Origin of the sequence: Mycobacterium sp. 1245852.3, assembly GCF_001669335.1 — a bacterium.
GTDB classification, from domain to species: Bacteria; Actinomycetota; Actinomycetes; order Mycobacteriales; family Mycobacteriaceae; genus Mycobacterium; species Mycobacterium europaeum_A.
In genome coordinates, this window is sequence record NZ_LZLL01000140.1 from 23,833 (window position 1) to 45,470 (window position 21,638).

Consider the following 21,638-nt stretch of genomic DNA (forward strand, 5'->3'; position numbering starts at 1 on the left):
TCTTCAGCTGACTCTCGTGAGGATGGTGTTGGCCGAATGCTTGACCCGCGGCTGCTTCCACAGCTCGACCGCCAGCGAGACGGTGATCAGCGAGTAGAGCAGGTTGCGCAGGTTGGCGACGTCGTCGGGCAGCGGCTCGGAGTAGTCGAACTTGTCGATGTAGGCGACGGCCTCCTCGGCGTGCGGAAACACCTCGTCGTAGAAGGCCCGGATTTGCTCCATCGAGCTGTTGACGCGTTTGACGTAGCGCTCGTGGCCGTCCTCGATCGCCCACTCGGGCACCAGGTGCTCGAGTTGCGAAAACTGAGGCGGCAGTGCGGTGTTCATTGCTGACCCGATTCGCCGGCCGCGACATAGTCGCCGACCACCTTGTGCAGGTGGCGCAGCAGGATCTCCTCGTCATTCATCGTGAAGTGGGTCAGCACACCGCTGTTGAGCATCGCCTGCAGGCCCTCCGACGGGCTGGCGTCTTCGAGGATGATGTCGTTGAGGAAGGTGACGGTGAGCTCCTGACCGAGCCGTTCCCTGTGCGTCTTGGGCGGCTGATAGAACATCTCGACTTCGAATACGTGCGAGTGCGGTCCGGTGGGCCAGTGGGCGTGGGTGGTGAACCCTGATGCGCCGAAAATGAGGACGAAGTTGGGGAAGAACTGGAACGAGTCGAACCCGTACTTCTCGGACCGTGTGGGATTGATCCCTGGAGGCATCGGTCCCCGGTCGAGCTTTTTGTTCCAGGGCCCCGCCGCGCTGGCTTCCATGACGCATTCAATCGGCTTGGAATATGGCGTCTTTCGCGATGGCTCACCGGCGAAAGAGAACATCCGATGCGGGCCGCTCAGTTGGTAGGCCAGGGCATCGGTGAACGGGTTCGGCTGGTCGAAGGCGTCCCTGGCCTCCGCGGTGAGAGCGCCGAACGACGACGCGTGCAGGTACGGTCCGTGGTAACTCTCGGCGAAGCTGTCGACGAAAATCTTCCAATTGCACTGCAATTCGGCCGAAAACCTGTAGACCTGGTGCGGGCCGTCAAATGGATAGCCCTCGATGCCGTGGGCCAGTTCGCCGAGGAAGGAACGCAGCGGCTCGGTGTTGTCCGGGTTGAGGTTGATGAAGATGAAGCCTTCCCAGACCTCGCACTGCACCGCCGGCACCCGGCAGCTGTCGGCGTCGAAGTCCAGCAGCAGGTCCTTGCGAGTGGCCGAGTGCAGCGAGCCGTCCAGCTTGTAGCGCCAGCCATGGAAGCGGCAGTACAGCAGCGGGGCGCGGCCGGAGACCTCTTGGAAGGGATCGTCTTCCCACAACATCTTGTTGCCGCGGTGCGGGCAGATGTTGTGGAAGGCGCGGATCACCCGGTCCTTGCCGCGCACGATGATGATCGATGTGTTCAGGAATTTGAACTCGCGGGTGAAGTAGCTGCCCGTGCGCGGGACGCGTTCGACCCGTCCGACGTAGAGCCAGGTCTTCTTGAAGACGTGTTCGCGTTCCTTCTCGTAGAACTCTTCGGACACGCAGTCTTCAAGCGACACCGGGCCGCGGCCGAGTTCGGGATATGCGTCGGTCCAGTGCCCGGTCGGGGGCTTGGCGACGGCGATGGGCTGGTTCATCCCCGTTCCTCCTACGTGGTGCGGCCGACGGTAGCAGTCGCGCGAGGCCCCAATAAGGTGTACGGACGCAACACCCTGTTGCATACTTGGAACACCGATGGAACAGAATCTGCCCTTTGACCTCGATGCCCTGCTGGTATTCGGCAAGGTGGTGGACTGCCGCAGCATCTCGAAGGCGGCGACATCGCTCGGAATGCCCAAATCCACGGTGAGCCGCAAGCTGACCAAGCTGGAATCCGACCTGGGCATCAAGCTGCTGCGCAAGAACACTCATCAACTCACGGTCACCGACCTCGGCGAGCGGATCCACGACCACGCGATGAACATCTTGGCCGAGGCCAATGGCGTGCGGGCACTGGTGGAGGCCAGCAAGCAGGAACCGCACGGGGAGCTGCGGGTCGCGATACCGGTGAGCCTCGGCATCGACTACGCGTCCCGGGTCGGCGCCACCTTCCTGCAGCGGTACCCCCACTCCCGGTTGGATATTCGGTTGGTCGACGCGATGGTCGACCCGATCAAAGACGGTTTCGACGTCGTGTTCGGTCCGGGACCGCTGCAGGATTCGACGCTGATCGCACGAAAAGTGTTTGACCTGAATCTGTTCCTCTGCGCCTCGACGGGATTCGTGCAGACGCTGCCGGAGCCGGTCACCGATCCGTTGCAGTTGAACACGCTGCCGTTCATCGACTTCGGCTTCTGCGGGCCCCAGAAGCTGGCGCTGACAAAGCTCGACCGACGATTCGAGCTGTCCCCCCGGGTTCGGGCGCGAGCCAACAACTTTCAGGTGTGCAAGGAGTACATTCTGCAGGGCCTCGGCATCGGTGCGATGCCCACCCAGATCATCTGCGCGGAAGAATTGAGACAGGGCACCATCGTGCCGGTCCTTCCCGAATGGGCGGTCGAACCCCTCGCCGTGCACATGATCTACCCCTTCGAGCTGTCCTTCTCTACCCTGATCAGCGCCTTCTACGACACGGCCTGTCAGATCATCGTCGAGAACATCGCCAGAGCCGAGACCTAACGCTCGTCGACAATGAGACAATCGCCTGATGTCCAGCGAATCCGCACGTCGACCGCCGGCCGCGCCCACACCGCCACGGGGGCAGGTCACGCCCGAGGACGTGGAACGGTACGCCGACGAGGACCAGGCGCGCGAGGCGCTGGACGAGCGCCGGCTCCGCGACGAGCAGCCGCCGCATCACCACTAGCCCTAAAAAGGCGCAGACTGGTAGCTATGAGTCTGGCAGAAAAGCTGCTCCCGCAGGTGCTGCGGGTGCACGACACGGTGTATCAGAAGACGAACGGCTGGATCGGTCACCGCACGTTGTGGATACCGAGCCTGCTGCTGCATACCGTCGGCGCGAAGACCGGTAAGCAACGCACGACGTCGCTGACCTACGCCCGCGACGGTGACAACTACCTGGTGGTCGCCTCCAAGGGCGGCGCGCCCCAGGCCCCCGGCTGGTACCACAACCTGAAGGCGCATCCCGACGTCGAGATCAACGTCGGCCCAAGGCGTTTCGCCGTCACCGCACGACCGGTGCTGCCCGACGATCCCGACTATCCGCGGCTATGGCAGATCGTCAACAAGAACAATCAGAACCGGTACAACGAATACCAGAAGCGGACGTCGCGACCCATCCCCGTCGTCGTCCTGGCCCCGAAAGGCTAAAGGCCGCAGGCCGCGCAGCTCAGGTCGCGCCCCTAGCCGCCCACATCGGCCCGGGCGCGGCGCCGAGGCACGATATCTCCCATGGTTGCCGTGTACCGCGCGCCGATGCGATCCCGCAACGATGCCGTCGACCCACAGGCCGCGATCGATCGCGCCCGCCGGCTCGGGGTGTGCGGGTTTGGGCAATTCGTGAACCGGCCGGGCGAACAGGAGCGGCTTGTCCATCGGGTCGACCGATTCGTCGACGTCGACGAAGGCTCGTTTGTGTGGACCCGCGACACCTACGGGTGGTTCTGGTTGGGCCGCATCTGCGGGCCTTACTGCTACGACGCCGACCCAAGCGCCGCAGCGGTGGACTTGGTGCACATCCGACCCTGCGAGTGGCTGTCCGTCCCGATGCTGGAGCAAGACGTGCCGGTCGCCGTCGTCGCGACATTTCGTCGAGGCGGACGGAACTTCCAGGAGATCCATCACGCCTCGGTCGGTGTTGAGACACAAGCCATTTGGGATGCGCGGACGAATAAGCCGGCCGGAACCTAGAGCACCGCGGCGCTGCCCAACGCGCTTGACGTCGGCGAGTGCGGAAACGCGGCGACAACCGACGGTGAACCGGGGCAGCGCACATTCCGACGTGCACGCTGATGGGCGTCGTGTTCGCATCGACGGTGAACTTCCGCTGAACGAACCAATAACGCCAGTGTGAGTGGGGACAGTTCCAGCGGGCGTCTTGCAGGAAGTCAGCTCCGCCATGCGAAGCTACGTGCTGGATGGCCGGAACCAAGGAGTGCAAGCAGTGAGAGCCCTCGTCGCCGGCGCGGCCGGATTCCTGGGGTCCCACCTGTGCGATCGTCTCCGCCGCGACGACATCGAAGTCATCGGACTCGACAATCTCTGCACCGGTAGGCGCGAAAACATGATGCAGCTCGAGGCAGACCCGGGCTTCCGTTTCATCGAGCACGACATCACCCGGCCCGTAGCCGCGGTCATGCCAGGTCCACTGGACGTCATCTTCAACCTGGCCTGCCCCGCATCGCCGCGCGCCTACCAGCGCGATCCGCTGTTCACCCTCGAGACCAACTACGCCGGGACCAGAAACCTACTGGAACTGGCGCGCGAGCGCGGGGCGACGATCCTGCAGGCCTCCACCAGCGAGGTCTACGGGGATCCGACAATCCATCCGCAGGCCGAAACGTACTGGGGCAACGCCAACTGCTTCGGCATGCGGGCCTGCTACGAGGAAGGCAAGCGGGTTGCGGAGACGCTGATGCTCGAATACGCGCGGCGCTACCGCGTCCGCATCAAGGTCGTCCGCATCTTCAATACCTACGGTCCGAGGATGGATCCGGCCGACGGGCGAATCATTTCGTCGTTCATCGTCCAGGCGCTACGCGGTGAACCGATCACCGTCTTCGGGGACGGCAGCCAGACCCGTTCCTTTTGTTACGTCGACGACCTCATCGAAGGGCTCGTGAAAATGGTGGCGAGCGAAGCTTCGTTCACCGGACCCGTCAACCTCGGCAGCCCAGCCGAACGCACCGTGCTCGAAACAGCAAGGCTGATCAAGGAAATGACCGGCTCCCCCTCCGTGACGGTCTTTCAGCCACTGCCGGCGGACGACCCGAAGCAGCGCAGGCCGGACATCGCCCTCGCCGAGTCCGCCCTCGGCTGGAGGCCGCGAGTCAGTTTCGAAGAAGGCGTCGAGCGGACAATCGAATATTTCACCGGCATCGCCGGATCCGGCTCCCAGACAGGCGTCCAGTGGTGAGGATCGCACTGGCTACCTTGGGAACTCGGGGCGATGTCGAGCCGTGCGCCACCATCGGTCGCGAGCTGCAGCGCCGCGGTCACGACGTACGCATGGCGGTCCCGCCAAACTACCTTGGCTTCGTCGAGTCGGCGGGGCTTGCTGCGGTCCCCCACGGCCCGGACCAGATTCGGCAGAACGCGGAGATCGCCCGCAAATACGGGGAGACTCCGAACCCAGTCTTCATGGCGTGGGTGATTGCCGAGGATCTCAAACGACTCTGGCCGCAGCTGGGCACGGCGCTCACGTCGCTGGCAGACGGGGCGGACCTATTGTTGACCGACGCGAGCCAGCAGGGGCTGGCCGCCAATATTGCGGAATACTACGACATTCCGCAGGCCGCGCTGCACATCTACCCGCTCGGGCGTGACACGGGTACGCAAGTAACCAAAGAGGCCGAAGACGCCGTGCGCCAAACGTTAGGCCTGCCGGAGGGATCGGGGTCCTCGGCGCGACAACCGCTGGAGATCCAGGCCTACGACGAACTCTTCTTCCCCGGGCTGGCAGCCGAGTGGGCGAAATGGGATGTCCGACGGCCTTTCGTTGGCGGGCTGACGCTGGAATTACCGACGGAGGTCGACGACGAGGTCTCGTCATGGATTGCCGCGGGCACGCCGCCGATTTACTTCGGCTTCGGGAGCAGCGCGCGAGTCGCTTTCCCCGCCGGCTTGCTCGAGATGATCAGCTGGGCCTGCGCGCAACTAGGCGAGCGTGCGCTGATCTGCAGCGGCGTAAGCGATCTGGCCGACATCCCGCAAAACGACCACGTGATGGTTGTGGGCGCGGTGAACCACTCGGCCGTCTTTCCCGCTTGCCGTGCGGTCGTTCACCACGGGGGCCCCGGCACCACGTTCGCCGGCATACGGGCCGGCAAACCTACGCTGGCCCTTGCCGTTTCGGTCGATCAGCCGATGTGGGCTGCTGCGGTCGGCCAGCTGGGCGTCGGCATCGGACGGCACTTTTCCGCAACCACTCCGGATTCGCTGCTCGCCGACCTGCGGGCCATCCTCACTCCGCATTGCGTAGCTCGGACCCTCGAGGTCGCCGCCCAGATGGCCACACCCGCCGCAAGCGCCGCCACCGCAGCCGGCCTGCTGGAAGACGCGGTCGTCCAATACGCCGGCTGAACGCCTGTCAGCGCTCATCGGAGCGGCGAAGTTGCGCGTCCGAAACGCTCCGATAAGACGGCATCTCGAAGTCGGGGAAAGCGCAGATGTCGCCGCGATCCCTGACCCGCTCTAACCAGTAACGCTGATCGGCGGCCGAGGTGCAGGCATAGATTTTCATGTACGTCGCAGCGAACGGGAACAGGAAGCCGTTGCCGACAGCCTGCCAAACGGCTGCCGCCACACCGGGGGTTTCGACCCCTCGATAGTCGTCCAGCGCGATCACTCCCCGTCTGGCCGTGTGAGTCACGGCGAGGATGATGTCATTGGCGACGCACTGGTACCCGTGACAACCGTCGATGTGGACGAAGCGCAGGCTGCGGTCTCCGAGATCGAGCTCTGAGGATTCGCAGACCTCCAGCGTTGGCCGGCGAGTGTGGAAACGGTCCCAGTTGGTGAGGAACTGCTGCTGATCCAAGCCCGAGTACTGCTGGCGTGGGGCTTGGGCGATGTCGGCGTGATTCATCACGCCGCCGAACAGATCGCAGATCACCAGTTCTTCGTCGTCCCGCAGGCCATAGCCCATCAAGATGGCGGACTTGCCCTGATATGCGCCGATTTCGAGCATGTCGCCCTTGACGCCCTCGGCCGTCTGGCAAGCGAGCAGTTTGCTGAACAGCTCGACGTCGGCCTCGAAAAACCAGCCGTCGACCTTGTCCATCTGCTCGGTGTAGAGGGCCCAAGTGGCATCGGTCATGACGCGCTCCTGCGCATGAACTCCTCCAGCGCGGTTGTGGGCCGCCGATTTTCGTGAGGTCAATATGGCGAGCGGCGTGCGGTTTGAACGGTATCAGTTCTGCGCCCAGCCGCAATCGATGCCGCAGCCAGCCGTCAGCCCTCGACGGCGAACAGCCCCCACTCGCCCGTCACACCCTTGAGCGTGTGCTCGCCGCGACCGGCGAAGCGCAGGTCCGACCCGGCGACCAGGTCGACAACGATGCGCGAAACGAGCACCTCGCCGGCCCGGGCCGCTGCCGCAACCCGCGCTGCGATGTGGACGGCGATGCCGCTGATGTCGTCGTCGCGCAACTCGACCTCACCCGTGTGTACGCCCGCCCGAACCTCGAGACCGAGGCTCCGCATGACGTCGCGGATCGCCATGGCGCACCGGATCGCCCGCGCGGGCCCGTCGAACCGGGCGAGAAAGCCGTCGCCCGTCGTGTTGACCTCACAGCCCTTGAAGCGTGCGAGCTGGCGTCGTACCTGGGCGTCATGCCTGCCGAGCAGCTCCTTCCACCGTTGGTCGCCAAGCTCGACCGCCCGCTTCGTCGAGTCCACGATGTCGGTGAACAACACGGTGGCCAGGACGCGCTCGACCGCCGGCTGCGGGCGGACGCCGGTGAGGAACTCCTCGACCTCGTCGAGCAGCGCGTCGGCGTCACCCGTGAAGAACAGATGGTCGCCGCCGTCAATCTCGACGAACTTGGCCCCGGGGATGCGATCGGCGAGGTAGCGACCCATCTCGCACCTCACCATCCGGTCGTCGTGCCGGTGCAGCACGAGCGTCGGCGCCTGGATCGCCGGCAGCACGTCACGGATGTCCAGCTGCGGATAAAGCGCGAAGATGTTGCGGACCATGCCGGGGCTGGCCGCCACGCGCTGCAGCCGCGCCCACCACCGCCGAAAATCGGCGTCGCCCCGCCGGCTCGGCGCCCATGCACCCAATCCGACGCCCTCGCCCCAGCCTGCCGCGCTCACCTCAACCAGCGCCGACAGCTGCTCCTCGGTGACACCGAGCGGGTAGTCGGCCGTTCGGAGCAGGCGGGAGAACGAGCCATAGAGGACAAGCGCATTCACGCGATCGGGATGGCTGGCCGCCGTCAGCATCGCCATCGTGCCGCCTTCCGAGACGCCCACCAGGTCGGCGCGTTCACATCCGGACGCATCCATGACGGCGCGCAGGTCATCGACGGACTCTTCCAACGTCGGCGCGTGCATCACCGGATCCGAGAGACCGGTGCCCCGCTTGTCAAAGGTGACGACGCGACGAAAGGACGCGAGCCGCGAGTAGAAGTGAACGACCGACGGCTCCTCCAACATGATGTCGAGGTGCGAGATGAAGCCGGGCGCGACGACGAGGTCGGGACCCATTCCGGCTACCGAAAACGCGATGTTAAGGCCACCGCTCTTGGCATAGTGAATGTCCGTCGGGACGTTCATGGTCGAACCTTACGCCGCGTGGGCCCTACGACGGCGCACGGAACGGATACCGTGCATGACATGCGTCGGGTGGACTACGTCATTCACTATGTCGAGTCGCTGCGCCGGTCGGTGGCGTTCTACCGCGACGTGATCGGCCTTCAGGTCCGAATCGAGGGCGACGGCTATGTCGAGTTCCACATGGAGAACACCAAGTTCGCGCTTTTCGAACGCTCGAAGCTGCCGGAACTCATCGGTCGCGAGGGCGGCAACCCGCCCTGCGGTGAGATCGGCTTCGTGATCGACGACGTCGATGCGGAAGCGGAACGGCTGCGCGGGCTTGGTGTCGAGATCCTCACCGGACCGGTGGATCGACCATGGCGCGAACGGACGCTGCACATCGCCGACCCGGACGGCAACATCGTCGAGTTGGCGCAGAAGCTGCGGTGATCCTCGCCGTCGACCTCGGTAAGACGTCCTGCCGGGCCGCGGCGGGCGGCCGCAGGGCCGAGGGCGCGGGCGCGCCGGGGCTCGCGACGCCCGGCGGCGTGCGGGCCGCGGAGGCGGCCATCTTGGCGGTGGCGCAAAAGTTCGGGCCGGTCGACGAGGTGGTCGTGGGCGCCGCCGGTGCGCTGGCGGCACCCGACGCGGCGCGCGCACTGGGCGACGCGCTGTTGGCATCGCTGCCGGCCCGACGCGTCGCGGTGACCAGTGACGCCGTGATCGCGCACGCGGGCGCGCTGAACGGACAGGCGGGCGTCGTGCTGATCGCGGGCACCGGCGTGGTGGCGCTCGCGATCGACACGACCGGCGCGCTGCGCACCGCCGACGGTTGGGGCCCCTGGCTGGGCGACGAAGGCGGCGGCGCGTGGATCGGCGCCGCCGGGCTGCGTGCGGCGCTACGCGCCCACGACGGGCGCGGTCCGTCCACCGCGCTGCTAGAAGCTGCACGCGCCCGCTTCGGCGCGCCGGAGACCTGGCCCGCGCAGCTCACGGGCGCCGCCGCGGTCGCGTCGTTCGCGCCCGACGTCCTGGCGGCGGAGGGTGACGCCGCGGCGCTGGGGATCGTCAGCGCCGCCGCGCAGGCGCTCGCCGCGACCGCCCGCGCGGCCGGCCATGGCCCGGTGGCGATGGTCGGTGGGCTGGCGGGAGTCCAGGCGCTCCGCTCGGGGCTCGACCTCATCCCCGCGGCCGGCGACGCGCTCGACGGCGCGCTGCGGCTTTCAGCGATCCACGAGCCCTACCTGATTCGCGTGCAGGCGGATCCGAAAGTCCCTGTCCCGCAAGGGCTCGACGCGCTCGCCACCGAGGCCGTGCGGCCAGGCCTGGACGACCTCGACGCGCGGCCCATCGGCGAGGTCGTCGCGCTGCTCGTTGCAGCCGAGGGCGAAGCGCACGAGGCGGTGGCCACGGCGGTCCCGCAGATCGCGGCGGCGGCCGAGGCGATCACCGCACGGCTCGAACGCGGCGGCCGCCTGATCTACGCCGGTGCCGGGACACCCGGCCGGCTCGGGGTGCTCGACGCGGCCGAGTGCGGGCCGACGTTCGGCACCGACCTGGTGCGTGGCGTGATCGCCGGCGGGCCAACGGCTTTGACCGAGGCGATCGAGGGCGCGGAGGATGCGTTCGATCCCGCCAATCTCGCGGACCTGACCGCTGCCGACGCGCTCGTGGGGATCACGGCGTCGGGCCGCACGCCGTACGTGGTGGGAGCCCTCGCGCACGCCCGCACGATGGGTGCGCTGACCGTCGCGATAGTCAACAACCCGCGAAGCGAAGCGTCCGCCGACCTCGTGATCGAGCTGCTGACCGGGCCGGAGGTGCTCGCCGGGTCCACCCGGCTCACCGCCGGGACGGCGCAGAAGGTGGTGCTCAACGCGCTTTCGACGAGCGTGATGATCGCGCTCGGCAAGGCCTTCGGACCGCGGATGGTCGACGTGCGGGCGACCAATGCGAAGGTGCGTCGTCGCGCGGTGCGGATCGTTCGCGACGTGGCCGGCGTCGACGAGGAGACCGCGGCGACCGCGCTGGCCGCCGCGGGCGGTCACGCCAAGACCGCGATCGTCGCATTGCTCGCGGGCCTCGATGCGGCCGAGGCCGCCGCCCGGCTCGACCGGGCGCGCGGACGCGTGCGGGCCGCGTTGGGTGGGACATGAATGAAGTCGTCCCGCGGGCCGGTGTCACGCCCGTATCGTGAGGATCGTGTGTGAGCCAGCGTGCGGCCCGCCGGCTCTGGTCAGCCGCCGTCAGCTGCTAGCGCTCGCCGGCGGCGCCGGGGCGGCGTCCCTGCTCGGCAGCCCGCCTTCGGCACCGGCTCCTCCCCCGACATCGACAATCGGTGCGCACCTGACCGCCACGACTTCGGCACTGCTGCTGTGCCGGGACGCCTGGGGCGCCCGACCGGCCCGCTCCGGAGGGAAGCGCCACACCATCACCCGGATGACGCTCCACCACGAGGCCGTCGTCCTCGGCGAAAACCGCAATGCCCCAAACCATCTCCGCCAGGATCAGCGATTCCACCAGGATCAGCACGGATGGGTCGACATCGCCTATCACGTCGGCGTCGACCGCAATGGCAACATCTACGAACTGCGCAGCACCGAGATCGCGGGCGACACCGCGACGGACTACGACACGACGGGCCATTTCCTGGTTCTTTGCGAAGGAGACTTTGATCAAGAGGCCGTGCCGGAGGCCCAGCTTCAGGGGGCGGCGCGCGCGTTCGCCTGGGCCGCCCAGAATTTTCGCGTTTCGACCGACACGCTGGCGGGCCATCGGGACCTGGCCCAAACCTCGTGCCCGGGTCGAAACCTGTACGCCCACCTATCCTCGGGCGACCTCAAGCGCCGCATCGACGATCTCCTCGGCGCGGGCGGAGTGGATCTTCAGCGCTTCTGCGGACCCGACGCGGCCGCACGGGTCGCGTCAATCGAGGCCGGCAACTGACCACCGCCATCCGCTCGTCGGAGGCCGCCGGGATGCGAATCGCCGGAAATGTTTGCAGTCCTTCAGCAGCGGGCATCTCGCTGAGCACGGGCTAAGAAGGGGTCAGCATGTCGGTCACACATCTCAGCGGTTTCGCCAACGCCTGCCAGGAGGCCGTGACGGCCGTCCTCCATGCCATCACCACTCACGGGGACGAACGCCGAGAGCACCTCTCTGATGCCAAATCGGCGGTCGACACGGCCTTACGCGATGCCCATAGCGGTGAGGAATGGTACCTGGCCGAGCACCTGCGTCAGGGGATCAAGGGTGTGGAGACCCGCCTGCGCGACGCTTCCTAGCCGCTCGCCATCCCACTGGTCGTCCTCGTCGACCTGGCGAGCCGAGCTAGTCAACCGGTGACGCGCAATCCCTTTCGCTGCGCCAACTCCTCGTCGGTAACCCGTTCGAGCATCGGCTGCCCGGGCACGCGGAACAGGGTGAGGACGAAGCTGCAAGGAATGTCGGTGCGGTTGTTGGCGTCCTGATAGTGGATCACGTCGCCGCCCGGCCCCCAGAACGCGTCTCCAGCGCGCAGGACGCGTGGCGGCTCACCCTCGATCTCGAACAACAACTCACCGTCGATCATGTAACCGAACCCCGGGCCGCCGGGAAGGCGATGTGGTGGGTAACCCGGGGCCCCCGGCGGATGGCTGATGAGAACCGTCATCACATGGGCATCGTCGGGAATCAACGCCGACGGTACTTCCTGCAACACGGTCATAGTTGAGGTCGAATCGGAGTCGGTCGTGTCCTGCACCATTCGTTGCCCCTCTTATGGTTGCGAAACGGGCGCACGACCGGAGTGTGCGTCGATCCAGTCGGAGTATCGGGTGGTGAAGATGGTGGCGTTCTCAGCGGGCGCGAGGGTGTGATCGTCGATCACGGCACCGAAGTAGGGCGCCAGTGCGTCGGTCACGACGTGACGATGATCGCCAACGGCGGCAAGGCCCATGCGAACAAAGTCGTCCATCCCTATTGCCTCTGGCCCGGCGATCTCCATCACTGCGTTGATGGGGCTCCCGCCGGCCGCGTGGGCCACGGCCGTCGCGACATCGTTGGCGGCGATAGGACGAAACAACGCGTGCGGCAGCCTGACCACGTCACCTTCGGTCGCGGAATCGGCCAGTCCAACGGCGAATTCGAAGAAGGGCGTCGCTCGCACGATCGAATAAGGCCGACCGGACTTCCTGATCAGGTTTTCTTGAACGGCTTTCGCGGTGTTGTAGCCGCTGTCCGGCATCGTCTGCGCACCCACAACGGACAACGCCACATGGTGGTTGACTCCGGCTTCTTGTTCAGCCGCAAGGAGATTGGTGGTCGTGGTGGTGAAGAAGCGCATCACGGGTTCATCGTCGAACTCTGGCGAATCAGCGACATCGACCAGCACATCAGCACCGGCGAGCGCGCCGCCAAGGCCTGCGCCGGTGAATGAATCGACACCTGATCGGCGTGAGGCCGCGATCACGTCATGCCCCTGGGCGCTGAGCTTGGAGATGACTTTCGAGCCGATCAGCCCGCGTCCGCCGATGACGACGATCTTCATGATGAACCTTTCACAGTTCGGGTTTCGTCGGGCGCGGCAGGCCGCGACACCGGGCGGAGCAATCCCCGGTATTGGTCGGTCACCAGATCCCGATATTCAGGATGGCGCAGAATGTAGTCACCCGTGATCTTGCACCGCGGGATAACCGTGTGCCCGGCCCTGCGGATCAGTGTGAGCACACCACCGATCATCGCCGAGGACACACCCCGATCACGCCATTGCGAATCGACTTCGGTGGCCATCAACACGATGTGGCCGCGGTAGCGGCGGTAGGGCTGCCAACCGATCACCTGGTCGTCTACGGTGGCCTCGAACCGACCTTCTCGGGCGTTGTCGGCGATGATTGTTAGCAGGCCATGGTTTGCCCTGCGTTCGATAGTGCCCATCGGCGTTGGTGATTCACTCATAGCGGTCAGCCGACGTCCTCGTCATCCCGGTCAAACTCTTGGCGCGCCACACCATAGAACGATGTGCCGTCGTGTGGGCTGCCACTGATCTGACCGCGGTGGCGCCGGGGCCGCAGCGGCGGTTGCTCGGTGTACCCGAACTCGGGCTCCTCAGCGGCCAGGCGCTCATCCAGCGCCAAATTTTCCTTGGGCGAGATCCATCGCAATGGAGCGTCGACCACGATGTCACCATCGTCGTTGCGCACCTCGTCGGAGTCCAGAGATTCGCTGGGGCCCAGCGTATTATCGGGTCCCGGGTCGTCGTAGTCGCCGTCCAAGGTTGTCCTCCTTGACTTTTCGCTCGCCGACCTGTGGCTTTCCCGCCGACTTTGCTTGTGTGTACCGGGAATTCGGACTCCGGGGGTCCACTATCAAATAGGTTCACCGGGGAATTTCAATCCGAAGCGTTTGCATAGTTCGGGGACGCTGTCGACATCCATCTCAAGTTCGTACCGCGCGCAGAGTTGATCCAGCGTCTCTGTCGATATCTTGGCTATGCCGCCGAGGTCGGAAAGTTCGTCGAAGAACTGCTCAAATCCTGCGGGGGAAATGATCTCCAGGATGCGGGCCGGCTCATCGCCCGCGTTCCAGAATGTATGCCATTGGCCTCGTGGCTTGAAAATGAAGTCGGCTGGTCCGCCATAGAGCACCTCGTCGCCAAGCAAAGCGCCCACGCGTCCCTCAATGATGAAGCTGTACTCATCTTCGTTGTGGTGGCGATGAAGTGGTGCGGCCAACGCTCGGGGTGACATGGGATGCTCGAGCACGGAGAAACGCCCTTCCGCCTGAAACCTATCCAGGATGTGGCGGATACCGACCGTCCCGTTGAACACGTACTTGCCTTCGGTGCGGCCGACCGACTTGGCCGACGGGCCGCCTGGCCTCAAGATGTCGTTTGTCACTGGGATCCTCCGTCAGCTCAGTTGCGCCCGGCCATGATGCCGCCGTCGACATTGAGAATCGCGCCGGTGACCCAGCTGGCCGCGTCGGAGAGCAGATAGGTGATGGCGTTGGCGACGTCGGCGGGGGTGCCGACTCGCCCCAGGGGATGAATCGGCGCGAAAGTGTCCAGGGTGGAGTCGATCTCGTCCTTCGGGACCCACCGCTCGAGAGCGGGGGTTTTGACGGCGGCCGGCGCTACGGCGTTGACGCGGATCTGATGCCCGGCAAGCTCGATGGCCAGGTTGTGGGTGAGCGCATGCAGCCCGGCTTTCTGCATCGAATGGCCGGTCGATGGGGTCACGCCCAGTGCCTGATGCGCCCACATGCTACCGATGTTGACGATGGACCCGCCCTCGCCGCGTGCGATCATGCCCGCGACGACGGTCTGCGTCAGGAAGAACAAGGCGAAGTTCAGCTCCATGTAGGAGTCGTAGTCCTGCGAGTCGTACGCGAGAAACGGCTTCGGGATGAAGAATCCGGCCGCATTCACCAGGAGCGTGGCGTCGCTGTGATTCTCGGAAAGCGCGCGCTGCGCGTCGGCGACCGCCGCACGGTCCGTCAGGTCGGCGACGATGCCCGAGGCTTCCCCGTCGCTCGTCAGCTCGCTGACGGTGTCGTCGACGCGCGCCTTCGACCGTCCGACGATCACCGCGCTGCCGCCGTGACCGACGATGTCGATCGCGACCTGCCGCCCCATGCCGGCACTACCGCCGACAACGATGACCTTCTTGCCATCGAAATGCATAAGCGGGGTCCCTTCCTGGCTCTCCTTGACAGCTACGAGTGGACCCGGACGGACGATCCCGCGGTCGCTCGTACCTAGGCTGCGGCCGGCCCGGGTGAACTGTCATCACCCCAACCACCCATTCACCCGGGTGAGAATGCGCCGCCTGAAGCGACGCGTGAATGAATAGGGCGGTAACGATTAGTAATTACGTTCGCGTAAATACAGTTACCTTTGACTGCACGATCTTTTTGCGAAACGCAGACCGTTGACCCTCGCCCTGGAATCAGCCCCGATTTGGGGCGATGGCGCGTACCCTGAGCGGTATGTCCAAGACCAAGACCAGGGTCTGTGTACATTGCGGCCATACGTTCGATCCAAACGACCGGCCGCGGGATTTGTCCGATCCGGAATGGCTTCCGGCCGCCTCAGTCTATTGTTCGCATGATTGTAGTGACCGGTTCCATTGCGATATGGGTCATTGCTGCTCGGCCCACGCGAAGGGGAAGGCTCGGCGCCACGCCGCCAAGGCGGCCCGGTAGCCGAGACCATCCGGCGATCGGCGACGCCCGCTGTGCGGGGTGCTAGGTCTGCGGGTCCGGTGGGGCACCGTGCCGCGGGTGGTACAGCAGAGCACGGACCAGCGGCCGCGGGCCGACGGACCGGAGCATCTGGCTGGCCGGACGGACCCGCACTCGCTTCGGCCACCAGAACCAGCGGCCCATCACCGTCATGATCGACGGCGTGATGAGGGTTCGGACGACGAAGGTGTCGAACATCAGACCGATCCCGATCGTGGACCCGAACTGACCGATCGCCCGCAGATCGCTGGAGAGCATCGCGGCCATCGTGACGGCGAAAACCACACCGGCCGCGGACACCACCGGGCCCGTCACGCCGACGCCGCGGATGAGTCCCGTGTTCAGGCCGGCTCCGATCTCTTCCTCGATTCGGGACACCAGCATCAGGTTGTAGTCGGACCCCACCGCCAAGAGCACGATCAACGCGAATTCCGTTGCCACCCAGTGCAACTGGAAGTGGCCCAGGTGCTGCCAGATCAGCGTCGAGAATCCGAACGCCGCGCCCAGCGACAGCACGATCGTGCCGACGATGACTCCCGCGGCGACGAGAGCGCGGGTAACGATCACCATGATGATGAAGATCAGCACGATCGACGCCACCGCGGCGATCAGCAGGTCGTACCAGGCGCCAGTGGCGATGTCGTTGAATGTTGCGGCGGTGCCGCCGAGATAGATGTCGGCGTTCTCCAGCGAGGTGAGCTTCAGCGCCTCCTTGGCCGCGTTGCGCTCTTGCTCGACGGACTTGATGCCTTCCGCGGTCGCCGGGTCCACGGAGTGAGTGATGATGAAGCGCGCTGCCTTTCCGTCGGGCGACACCATCAGGCTCAACCCGAACTGGAAGTCGGAGTTCTGGAAGATCTCCGGCGGCAGGTAGAACAGGCTTTCCACCCGAGCGTCGTTGAACGATTTGCCCATTACGGCGTTCGTGTCGGTCAGCCGATCGAACTGATCGACCAGGTTGTCGAACGTGCTGTAGATGGTCAGCGTCGTATCGCGGATCGACTTGGTGACGGCGATGTTCTCCGGGATGATCGCCAGCAATTCGCGCGTGGCCTTGGCTGTGTTGGAGAGATCGCCGGTGAGGGCGTGGAACTTTTCGGCCAGCTGATCGAATCCGTCCAGCGCGTCGAACAGCGACCGTAGCGACCAGCAGATCGGGATGTCGTAGCAGTGCTTCTCCCAGTAGAAGTAGCTGCGAATCGGCCTCCAGAAGTCGTCGAAATCCGCGATGTGGTCCCGGATCTCGTCCGTGATGGCCGCCGTCTCTCCGGTGGTCTTCGAGCTGTCCTCCGCGGCGTCGGCGAGCTTTTGGGTTATCGCGTACTGGCGCTCCAACAGCGCGATCTGGGTGTCGAGATCTCCGATGATCTTCTTGATGTCGGCGACGCGGTCCTTGAGGTAGTTCAGGTTGCTGCGGATCGGCGCGGTTTGCACACTCAGCTGGAACGGAATGGACCCGTCTTCGATCGGTGGGCCGAGCGGTCTGGTGATGCTCTGCACCCGTTCGATGCCCGGCACCCGGAAAATGGCACCGGCAACTTTGTCCAACACCAGCATGTCTCGGGGATTGCGCAAATCGTGGTCCGATTCGATCATCAGCAGGTCCGGGTTCAGGCGGGCCTGGGTGAAGTGCCGATCGGCCGCGTCGTACGCCTGCACCGAGGCCGCGCTCTTCGGCAGGTAATACAGGTCGTTGTAGCGCGGGGTGAAGCCCGCGAGACCAAGGGCGCCAACGATCGCCAGGATGACCGAGGTCGCGAGGATGGGCGCCGGCCAGCGCACGATGGCCGTCGCCAGGCGGCGCCAGCGGGTGTAGTTGAACTTGCGCTTGGGGTCCAAAAGGCCGAAGCCACTGGCGACTGCAATGAGAGCGGGCGTCAGCGTGACCCCAGCCGCCACCACCACCAGCAGTCCCACCGCGCACGGGAACGCCAGCGAACTGAAGTAGGGCAGCCGGGTGAACTTCAAGCAGGCCAGCGCCCCGACGATCGTCAGCCCGGAGCCCAGGACCACCTTGCTGACGCCGGCGAACGTGTCGTAATAGGCGGCCTCACGGTCCAGACCGCGTTCGCGGCCCTCCTGGTAGCGGCCGACCATGAAAATCGCATAGTCGGTACCCGCTGCGATCGCGAGTGAGGTCAGCAGGTTCACGGCGAAGGTCGACAACCCCATGACGCCGGTTTCGCCCAACAGCGCCACCGCGCCGCGGCCGGCCGCGAGTCCCACGAAGAGGATCACCATGGTCAGCAACACGGTGCTGATGGACCGGTAAACGAACATCAGCATGAGCGCGATGATCACGACCGTGATGATCGTGATCTTGGCCAGGCTCTTGTCACCGACAACAATCACGTCGGCGGTCAGCGCTCCCTGGCCCGCGACGTAGGCCTTGACGCCGGCGGGCGGCTTGGAGTCCGCGACGATCTTGCGCACCGCGGCAACGGATTCGTCGCCGACCGCCCCACCCTGATCGCCTTTGAGGTTGACCTGGACGTAGGCGGCCTTATGGTCGTAGCTCTCCACACCTGAGGACGTGAATCGCTGCCCCCAGAAGTTCAGCGCATGCTCGACGTGTTCGTGGTCGGCCTGGATCTTTTTGACCAGGTCGTCGTAGAACCGGTGGGCGTCCGGGCCGAGCGGTTTGTCACCGACCAGGGTGACCAGGACGAGGTTGTCGGAGTCGTACTCCTTGAACTTCTCGCCGATGTGTTTCATCCCGGTTACCGATGGTGCGTCTGACGGCGAGAGCGGGACGGAAATCTCCTCGGCAACCTTCTCCAACTGCGGGACGAAGACGTTCACCCCGATCGCGATCAGCACCCAGGCCACGACGATCGGCAGCGCCAGCGCGCGGATGGTACGAGCGAGGCGCGGTTTGCGCTCGAGCTCATAGGGCTGCGCGACGGGGATTTCGTCCGTGTCGCTGGTTTGGTCGGTCATGCCGACTTGTCCAAGCAGGAAACTTGCGCGTTGTGCCCGTTGGCCTGTTGCTGATCGACCAATTTGCCGTCAACGGTGATGCGGCAACCGATGAAGGGGCTGTCACCTTGGGCGACGACATAGGCGAAGATGCCGGGCATCTCGGCGACGATCGTCTTCGACCACGGCAATGTCGTGAAGTTCGCCTTCTGCGGCAGCGACTCCGCATCCATCCAGTTGACGACTCCGGTCGTCCCGGGCGGCCCCAGTATTTCGTAGATGGCGGTCTTGGCCGCATAGGGCGGGGTGGCATCCCGGGGATCGGGCTTGGGCAAGCCGGGTCCAGGGAAGACGCCATTGAGTCGCATCACCGCGATGCCGCCGACGGCCAGCGCCACCACCACGACCAGCGGAACCCATGCCCGCGTGAGAAGCCTCAACACCGCGCCCCCCGATTTGGAATGCCCGAAGGGCTGATATTAAGCCATCTCTTCGCTTGTGCCACGGCTAGCCGAACGCCATCACGATCGAGTTGATTCCCGGGGTGGCCGCTAGGGCGACGCTGCAGCAGCGAGCAGGCATCGTCGTCGCCCCTGTGATAGTGAAAGTCGAGCGCCTTTCGCTGATATCTCTGGCCGATCGCGTCCGCTGCCAATACATCGGCCCCCCGTGGCGGCTACCATGTCAGATCCCTACGGTTTCTATGACGGCGAACTGCCCAGCCTGTCCGACGGTGGTGCGGCGAAATCCGGTGGAGGCGAAAAGCGCGTCGAACTCTGCGATGTCGCGTTCCTTGCCACCGGTCATGACCAACATGTTCATGTCCATCATTGTCGGCAGCACGGGACCGCCGAATTCTCCGACGAGATAGTCGATCACGACGAGGCGCCCACCCTCTTGGAGGGCAGCACGGCAGTTTGTCAAGATCCGTATGCAGTTCTGGTCGTCCCAGTCGTGCAGGATGTATTTGAGCACGTACAGATCTGCGGGCGGTACCGACTCGAAAAAGTCTCCCCCCACTGCGTTAAGGCGTTCCCGCAGGCCATCTTTGCGAGCCGCCGCCGCCGCGTAGGGCACGATTTGCGGCCGAAGACGCCGCCGCGCAGCTCGGGATTCGACCGCATCATCGCCCGAAGAACCTCGCCGTTTGCTCCCCCGACGTCGAGCGCGTACTCGACGCCTCGGGTATCGACCAGCTTCGCGATCTCGATCGCAGCGGCCGCACTGAGATTCGACATGGCTTCGGTGAAATGACTCGCCTCGTCGGGATGTGTGGCTAAGTAGTCGAAGATCGTGCCAGGTATACCGTGGGCAGCCTCCATCTGCCTGGTGCCGCTGCGAACAGCATCCGGGAAGCATCCCCAGGTCAACCAATGACCAGGTGCGGCTTGCGCAAGGACCATGCCACGCAACGAGTTCGGGTCGTCTCTGAGCAGCGTGCTGAGCAGGGGCGTCCCGCTCAGCTGCACACCGTCGGCCGACGTCACAAGCCCCAGCGAGGCGCAGGCCCGGATGAGCCTCCGAGTGGCGTCGGGATCGAGGGACTCCTCCGCAGCGATCGATTCAGCCGTATCGATACTCCCAGCGAGATGATCCGCTAAGTTGAAAGTCGCTGCGGCACGAACGATCTGGGTGACCCAGTAACCAGTCAGCATGGTCATCATCCGCTCGTGGTCTCGGGCTTCGGACGGTACGGGTGGTGTGGTCATCTTTCCTCCAACTTGCCGTGCCTGTTGCGGTACCTTCCTGCGACATCACGGCGGCGGGGATGGTTCGGTCGCGGCCGACGGCTGGCCGGCCAGGGCGGGTTGCGCACCGGGCCGGTCGCGGCAGAGCGCCGCGATGTCACAGGGCACAGGTTGGCACCCGGCGACGGGGTTGGTGATCAACAGCGCGGCGCACAATGCGCCCAGGCCGAAGAGCGCAGCGCTCACCCCTAACACGTGGGCGAATCCGGTGGCGCTCGCCACGCCAACGGTGATCAGGCCCATGGATCCGATCGACATCAGCGCGGCGAGTCGCGAGACGGCGTTGTTGATCCCCGACGCCAGGCCGCCGTGTTCGATCGGCACCGAGGCCAACGTGACGGACATCAGCGGTGTGATGGTCGCGACCAGTCCAATGGCCAGCACGGTCATGCCGGGGATCAGGTCGGTGATCGCGTGAAATCCGTTGGGCTTCGGGCGAATCAGCAGCAGCCCGACCCCCGCCACGGCGGGGCCGACGATCAGGAACGCGCGTGGTCCCACCCGCGCGGCGATGCGGCCGACGTGACGGGCGAACAGGAACGACACCGCTGGGATCGGCAGGGTGGCCAGTCCGGCCGCGGTGGCTGAGTAGCCGCCGATCTCTTGGGTGTAGAGGGCGACGGCCAACGACCCCAGTGTCAACCCGCCGTAGACGAAGGCGGTGACGAGGTTGGCGGCAGCGAAGTTGCGAAAGGCGAACAGCGGCAACGGAAGCATCGGGCATCGGCTGCGGTGCTGCCAGCCCACGAAGCCGGCCAGTGCGGTAATCCCGACCACCGATGGCGTGATGACCATCGGGGCGGTCCAGCCGTCGTGTTGTGATTCGATCAACGCAAACACGGTCGCGGCCAACCCAATCGACGATAGGCCCACCCCGGCCGCATCGACGTGGGCGCCCTCGATGCGCGCCGACATCGGGCACAACCAGAAGGTCAGCGCATATCCGATCGCCATGGGAATCGCAGACACCACGAATATCCAACGCCAGCTGAGGAAATCGACGCACAGTCCTCCTAGCAGGGGGCCCAACGCGAACGCGGCTCCCGTCCATCCGGTCCAGACGCCGATCGCTGCCGACTGGTGCGCTTTGTCGAACACCGAGTTGATCAGCGCCAGCGAGCCCGGCACGAGGAACGCCGCTCCCAGGCCTTGGATGAGGCGCCCCGTGATCAGCATCGTCGGCGCGATGGCGGCCGCAATGTTGCCCGGCGGGTCCATCTCGGATCTGATCGGACGGGTACCCGTAATGCGGTTCGGGCTGTCGGCTTTCGGGGCGGGCTCGGTTCTCGCGGCGGCCGCCATCGCCAACAGGTAGCCGTCGACGATCCATTGCTGCAGCACCAGGCCACCCCCGAGGTCGTGCACGAT

25 protein-coding genes and 1 pseudogene are annotated in these 21,638 nt (G+C 65.3%); 11 read left to right on the forward strand and 15 right to left on the reverse strand.

Features of this window, described 5'->3' with window-relative positions; translation table 11 throughout:
- Positions 1-3: 3 nt before the first annotated feature.
- Together A9W96_RS06215 and A9W96_RS06220 are read right to left on the reverse strand one after the other, a co-directional pair.
- Positions 4-327 carry a hypothetical protein gene (locus tag A9W96_RS06215; protein WP_067138457.1) on the reverse strand — a complete coding sequence of 108 codons (324 nt, stop codon included), beginning with the start codon at positions 325-327 and terminating at the stop codon, positions 4-6.
- The gene (locus tag A9W96_RS06220) at positions 324-1,601 is read right to left on the reverse strand and encodes an SRPBCC family protein (protein ID WP_067138459.1); all 1,278 of its coding nucleotides are present in this window, start codon (positions 1,599-1,601) and stop codon (positions 324-326) included. Before A9W96_RS06220 ends, A9W96_RS06215 begins: the two co-directional genes overlap by 4 nt.
- A 97-nt stretch (positions 1,602-1,698) precedes the next feature.
- On the opposite strand from A9W96_RS06220, the gene A9W96_RS06225 reads away from it, so the two are divergent.
- The 6 genes from A9W96_RS06225 (at position 1,699) to A9W96_RS06245 (ending at position 6,204) form a co-directional block, all read left to right on the forward strand.
- Positions 1,699-2,622: a LysR family transcriptional regulator gene (locus tag A9W96_RS06225; protein WP_067138461.1), complete on the forward strand. Its 924-nt coding sequence runs from the start codon at positions 1,699-1,701 to the stop codon at positions 2,620-2,622.
- 28 nt (positions 2,623-2,650) lie between these two features.
- Complete coding sequence (locus A9W96_RS32040; protein WP_197499417.1) at positions 2,651-2,809, forward strand: hypothetical protein; 159 nt, start codon at positions 2,651-2,653, stop codon at positions 2,807-2,809.
- 26 nt (positions 2,810-2,835) lie between these two features.
- A complete protein-coding gene (locus tag A9W96_RS06230; RefSeq protein WP_067138463.1) occupies positions 2,836-3,273 on the forward strand; it encodes a nitroreductase family deazaflavin-dependent oxidoreductase in 438 nt (145 codons plus the stop codon).
- 81 nt (positions 3,274-3,354) lie between these two features.
- A complete protein-coding gene (locus A9W96_RS06235) occupies positions 3,355-3,813 on the forward strand; it encodes a hypothetical protein (protein ID WP_067138465.1) in 459 nt (152 codons plus the stop codon).
- Positions 3,814-4,000: 187 nt separating this feature from the next.
- Positions 4,001-5,038: a UDP-glucuronic acid decarboxylase family protein gene (locus A9W96_RS06240; protein WP_231999607.1), complete on the forward strand. Its 1,038-nt coding sequence runs from the start codon at positions 4,001-4,003 to the stop codon at positions 5,036-5,038.
- Positions 5,035-6,204 carry a glycosyltransferase gene (locus A9W96_RS06245; RefSeq protein ID WP_067138477.1) on the forward strand — a complete coding sequence of 390 codons (1,170 nt, stop codon included), beginning with the start codon at positions 5,035-5,037 and terminating at the stop codon, positions 6,202-6,204. Before A9W96_RS06240 ends, A9W96_RS06245 begins: the two co-directional genes overlap by 4 nt.
- 7 nt (positions 6,205-6,211) lie before the next feature.
- Here A9W96_RS06245 and A9W96_RS06250 read toward each other — a convergent pair whose 3' ends face one another.
- Both A9W96_RS06250 and A9W96_RS06255 read right to left on the reverse strand, forming a co-directional pair.
- A complete protein-coding gene (locus tag A9W96_RS06250; RefSeq protein ID WP_067138469.1) occupies positions 6,212-6,940 on the reverse strand; it encodes a class I SAM-dependent methyltransferase in 729 nt (242 codons plus the stop codon).
- Positions 6,941-7,074: 134 nt separating this feature from the next.
- Positions 7,075-8,403, reverse strand: coding sequence for an adenylate/guanylate cyclase domain-containing protein (locus tag A9W96_RS06255; RefSeq protein WP_066865011.1), 1,329 nt, complete (start codon positions 8,401-8,403; stop codon positions 7,075-7,077).
- A gap of 60 nt (positions 8,404-8,463) precedes the next feature.
- On the opposite strand from A9W96_RS06255, the gene A9W96_RS06260 reads away from it, so the two are divergent.
- The 5 genes and pseudogenes from A9W96_RS06260 (at position 8,464) to A9W96_RS31230 (ending at position 11,666) form a co-directional block, all read left to right on the forward strand.
- Entirely contained in the window at positions 8,464-8,832 is a 369-nt protein-coding gene (locus A9W96_RS06260) for a VOC family protein (protein WP_066865015.1), read from the forward strand.
- Positions 8,760-9,539, forward strand: a pseudogene (locus A9W96_RS33230) (BadF/BadG/BcrA/BcrD ATPase family protein); the annotation flags it as partial. The gene A9W96_RS06260 and the pseudogene A9W96_RS33230, both read left to right, overlap by 73 nt.
- 96 nt (positions 9,540-9,635) lie before the next feature.
- Complete coding sequence (murQ, locus tag A9W96_RS33235; RefSeq protein ID WP_369827463.1) at positions 9,636-10,538, forward strand: N-acetylmuramic acid 6-phosphate etherase; 903 nt, start codon at positions 9,636-9,638, stop codon at positions 10,536-10,538.
- A gap of 217 nt (positions 10,539-10,755) precedes the next feature.
- Positions 10,756-11,328, forward strand: a complete 573-nt coding sequence (locus A9W96_RS06270) for an N-acetylmuramoyl-L-alanine amidase (protein ID WP_255362943.1) — start codon at positions 10,756-10,758, stop codon at positions 11,326-11,328.
- A gap of 107 nt (positions 11,329-11,435) precedes the next feature.
- A complete protein-coding gene (locus tag A9W96_RS31230; RefSeq protein ID WP_066865019.1) occupies positions 11,436-11,666 on the forward strand; it encodes a hypothetical protein in 231 nt (76 codons plus the stop codon).
- Positions 11,667-11,716: 50 nt separating this feature from the next.
- Here the strand turns inward: A9W96_RS31230 and A9W96_RS06275 are convergent, their stop codons facing one another.
- The 11 genes from A9W96_RS06275 to A9W96_RS06320 all read right to left on the reverse strand — a co-directional run.
- On the reverse strand, positions 11,717-12,127 hold the full coding sequence (locus A9W96_RS06275; RefSeq protein ID WP_066865023.1) for a cupin domain-containing protein: 411 nt from the start codon (positions 12,125-12,127) through the stop codon (positions 11,717-11,719).
- A gap of 12 nt (positions 12,128-12,139) precedes the next feature.
- On the reverse strand, positions 12,140-12,910 hold the full coding sequence (locus A9W96_RS06280; RefSeq protein ID WP_066865026.1) for an SDR family oxidoreductase: 771 nt from the start codon (positions 12,908-12,910) through the stop codon (positions 12,140-12,142).
- Positions 12,907-13,317, reverse strand: coding sequence for a GNAT family N-acetyltransferase (locus A9W96_RS06285; RefSeq protein ID WP_066865029.1), 411 nt, complete (start codon positions 13,315-13,317; stop codon positions 12,907-12,909). Before A9W96_RS06285 ends, A9W96_RS06280 begins: the two co-directional genes overlap by 4 nt.
- A 5-nt stretch (positions 13,318-13,322) precedes the next feature.
- On the reverse strand, positions 13,323-13,634 hold the full coding sequence (locus A9W96_RS06290) for a hypothetical protein (RefSeq protein WP_066865033.1): 312 nt from the start codon (positions 13,632-13,634) through the stop codon (positions 13,323-13,325).
- A 93-nt stretch (positions 13,635-13,727) separates the two neighbouring features.
- Entirely contained in the window at positions 13,728-14,258 is a 531-nt protein-coding gene (locus A9W96_RS06295) for a cupin domain-containing protein (RefSeq protein WP_231998451.1), read from the reverse strand.
- Between the two features lie 17 nt (positions 14,259-14,275).
- On the reverse strand, positions 14,276-15,043 hold the full coding sequence (locus A9W96_RS06300) for an SDR family NAD(P)-dependent oxidoreductase (protein ID WP_066865036.1): 768 nt from the start codon (positions 15,041-15,043) through the stop codon (positions 14,276-14,278).
- 563 nt (positions 15,044-15,606) lie between these two features.
- Complete coding sequence (locus A9W96_RS06305; RefSeq protein ID WP_066865039.1) at positions 15,607-18,543, reverse strand: RND family transporter; 2,937 nt, start codon at positions 18,541-18,543, stop codon at positions 15,607-15,609.
- On the reverse strand, positions 18,540-18,965 hold the full coding sequence (locus A9W96_RS06310) for an MmpS family transport accessory protein (RefSeq protein ID WP_066865042.1): 426 nt from the start codon (positions 18,963-18,965) through the stop codon (positions 18,540-18,542). The genes A9W96_RS06305 and A9W96_RS06310 overlap by 4 nt, the downstream gene beginning before the upstream one ends.
- A 241-nt stretch (positions 18,966-19,206) precedes the next feature.
- On the reverse strand, positions 19,207-19,542 hold the full coding sequence (locus tag A9W96_RS33015) for a methyltransferase (protein WP_255362941.1): 336 nt from the start codon (positions 19,540-19,542) through the stop codon (positions 19,207-19,209).
- Positions 19,443-20,231 carry an acetylserotonin O-methyltransferase gene (locus A9W96_RS06315; protein WP_255362942.1) on the reverse strand — a complete coding sequence of 263 codons (789 nt, stop codon included), beginning with the start codon at positions 20,229-20,231 and terminating at the stop codon, positions 19,443-19,445. Before A9W96_RS06315 ends, A9W96_RS33015 begins: the two co-directional genes overlap by 100 nt.
- A gap of 45 nt (positions 20,232-20,276) precedes the next feature.
- A partial coding sequence (locus A9W96_RS06320; protein WP_067138480.1) for an MFS transporter occupies positions 20,277-21,638 on the reverse strand: 1,362 nt, incomplete at its 5' end.

Excerpts from the sequence above, each read along its gene's own strand:
- A9W96_RS06215 (WP_067138457.1), bottom strand. The coding sequence starts at position 327 with ATGAACACCGCACTGCCGCCTCAGTTTTCGCAACTCGAGCACCTGGTG.
- A9W96_RS06220 (WP_067138459.1), bottom strand. The coding sequence starts at position 1,601 with ATGAACCAGCCCATCGCCGTCGCCAAGCCCCCGACCGGGCACTGGACC.
- A9W96_RS06225 (WP_067138461.1), top strand. The coding sequence starts at position 1,699 with ATGGAACAGAATCTGCCCTTTGACCTCGATGCCCTGCTGGTATTCGGC.
- A9W96_RS32040 (WP_197499417.1), top strand. The coding sequence starts at position 2,651 with ATGTCCAGCGAATCCGCACGTCGACCGCCGGCCGCGCCCACACCGCCA.
- A9W96_RS06230 (WP_067138463.1), top strand. The coding sequence starts at position 2,836 with ATGAGTCTGGCAGAAAAGCTGCTCCCGCAGGTGCTGCGGGTGCACGAC.
- A9W96_RS06235 (WP_067138465.1), top strand. The coding sequence starts at position 3,355 with ATGGTTGCCGTGTACCGCGCGCCGATGCGATCCCGCAACGATGCCGTC.
- A9W96_RS06250 (WP_067138469.1), bottom strand. The coding sequence starts at position 6,940 with ATGACCGATGCCACTTGGGCCCTCTACACCGAGCAGATGGACAAGGTC.
- A9W96_RS06255 (WP_066865011.1), bottom strand. The coding sequence starts at position 8,403 with ATGAACGTCCCGACGGACATTCACTATGCCAAGAGCGGTGGCCTTAAC.
- A9W96_RS06260 (WP_066865015.1), top strand. The coding sequence starts at position 8,464 with ATGCGTCGGGTGGACTACGTCATTCACTATGTCGAGTCGCTGCGCCGG.
- A9W96_RS31230 (WP_066865019.1), top strand. The coding sequence starts at position 11,436 with ATGTCGGTCACACATCTCAGCGGTTTCGCCAACGCCTGCCAGGAGGCC.
- A9W96_RS06275 (WP_066865023.1), bottom strand. The coding sequence starts at position 12,127 with ATGGTGCAGGACACGACCGACTCCGATTCGACCTCAACTATGACCGTG.
- A9W96_RS06280 (WP_066865026.1), bottom strand. The coding sequence starts at position 12,910 with ATGAAGATCGTCGTCATCGGCGGACGCGGGCTGATCGGCTCGAAAGTC.
- A9W96_RS06285 (WP_066865029.1), bottom strand. The coding sequence starts at position 13,317 with ATGAGTGAATCACCAACGCCGATGGGCACTATCGAACGCAGGGCAAAC.
- A9W96_RS06300 (WP_066865036.1), bottom strand. The coding sequence starts at position 15,043 with ATGCATTTCGATGGCAAGAAGGTCATCGTTGTCGGCGGTAGTGCCGGC.
- A9W96_RS06305 (WP_066865039.1), bottom strand. The coding sequence starts at position 18,543 with ATGACCGACCAAACCAGCGACACGGACGAAATCCCCGTCGCGCAGCCC.
- A9W96_RS06315 (WP_255362942.1), bottom strand. The coding sequence starts at position 20,231 with ATGACCACACCACCCGTACCGTCCGAAGCCCGAGACCACGAGCGGATG.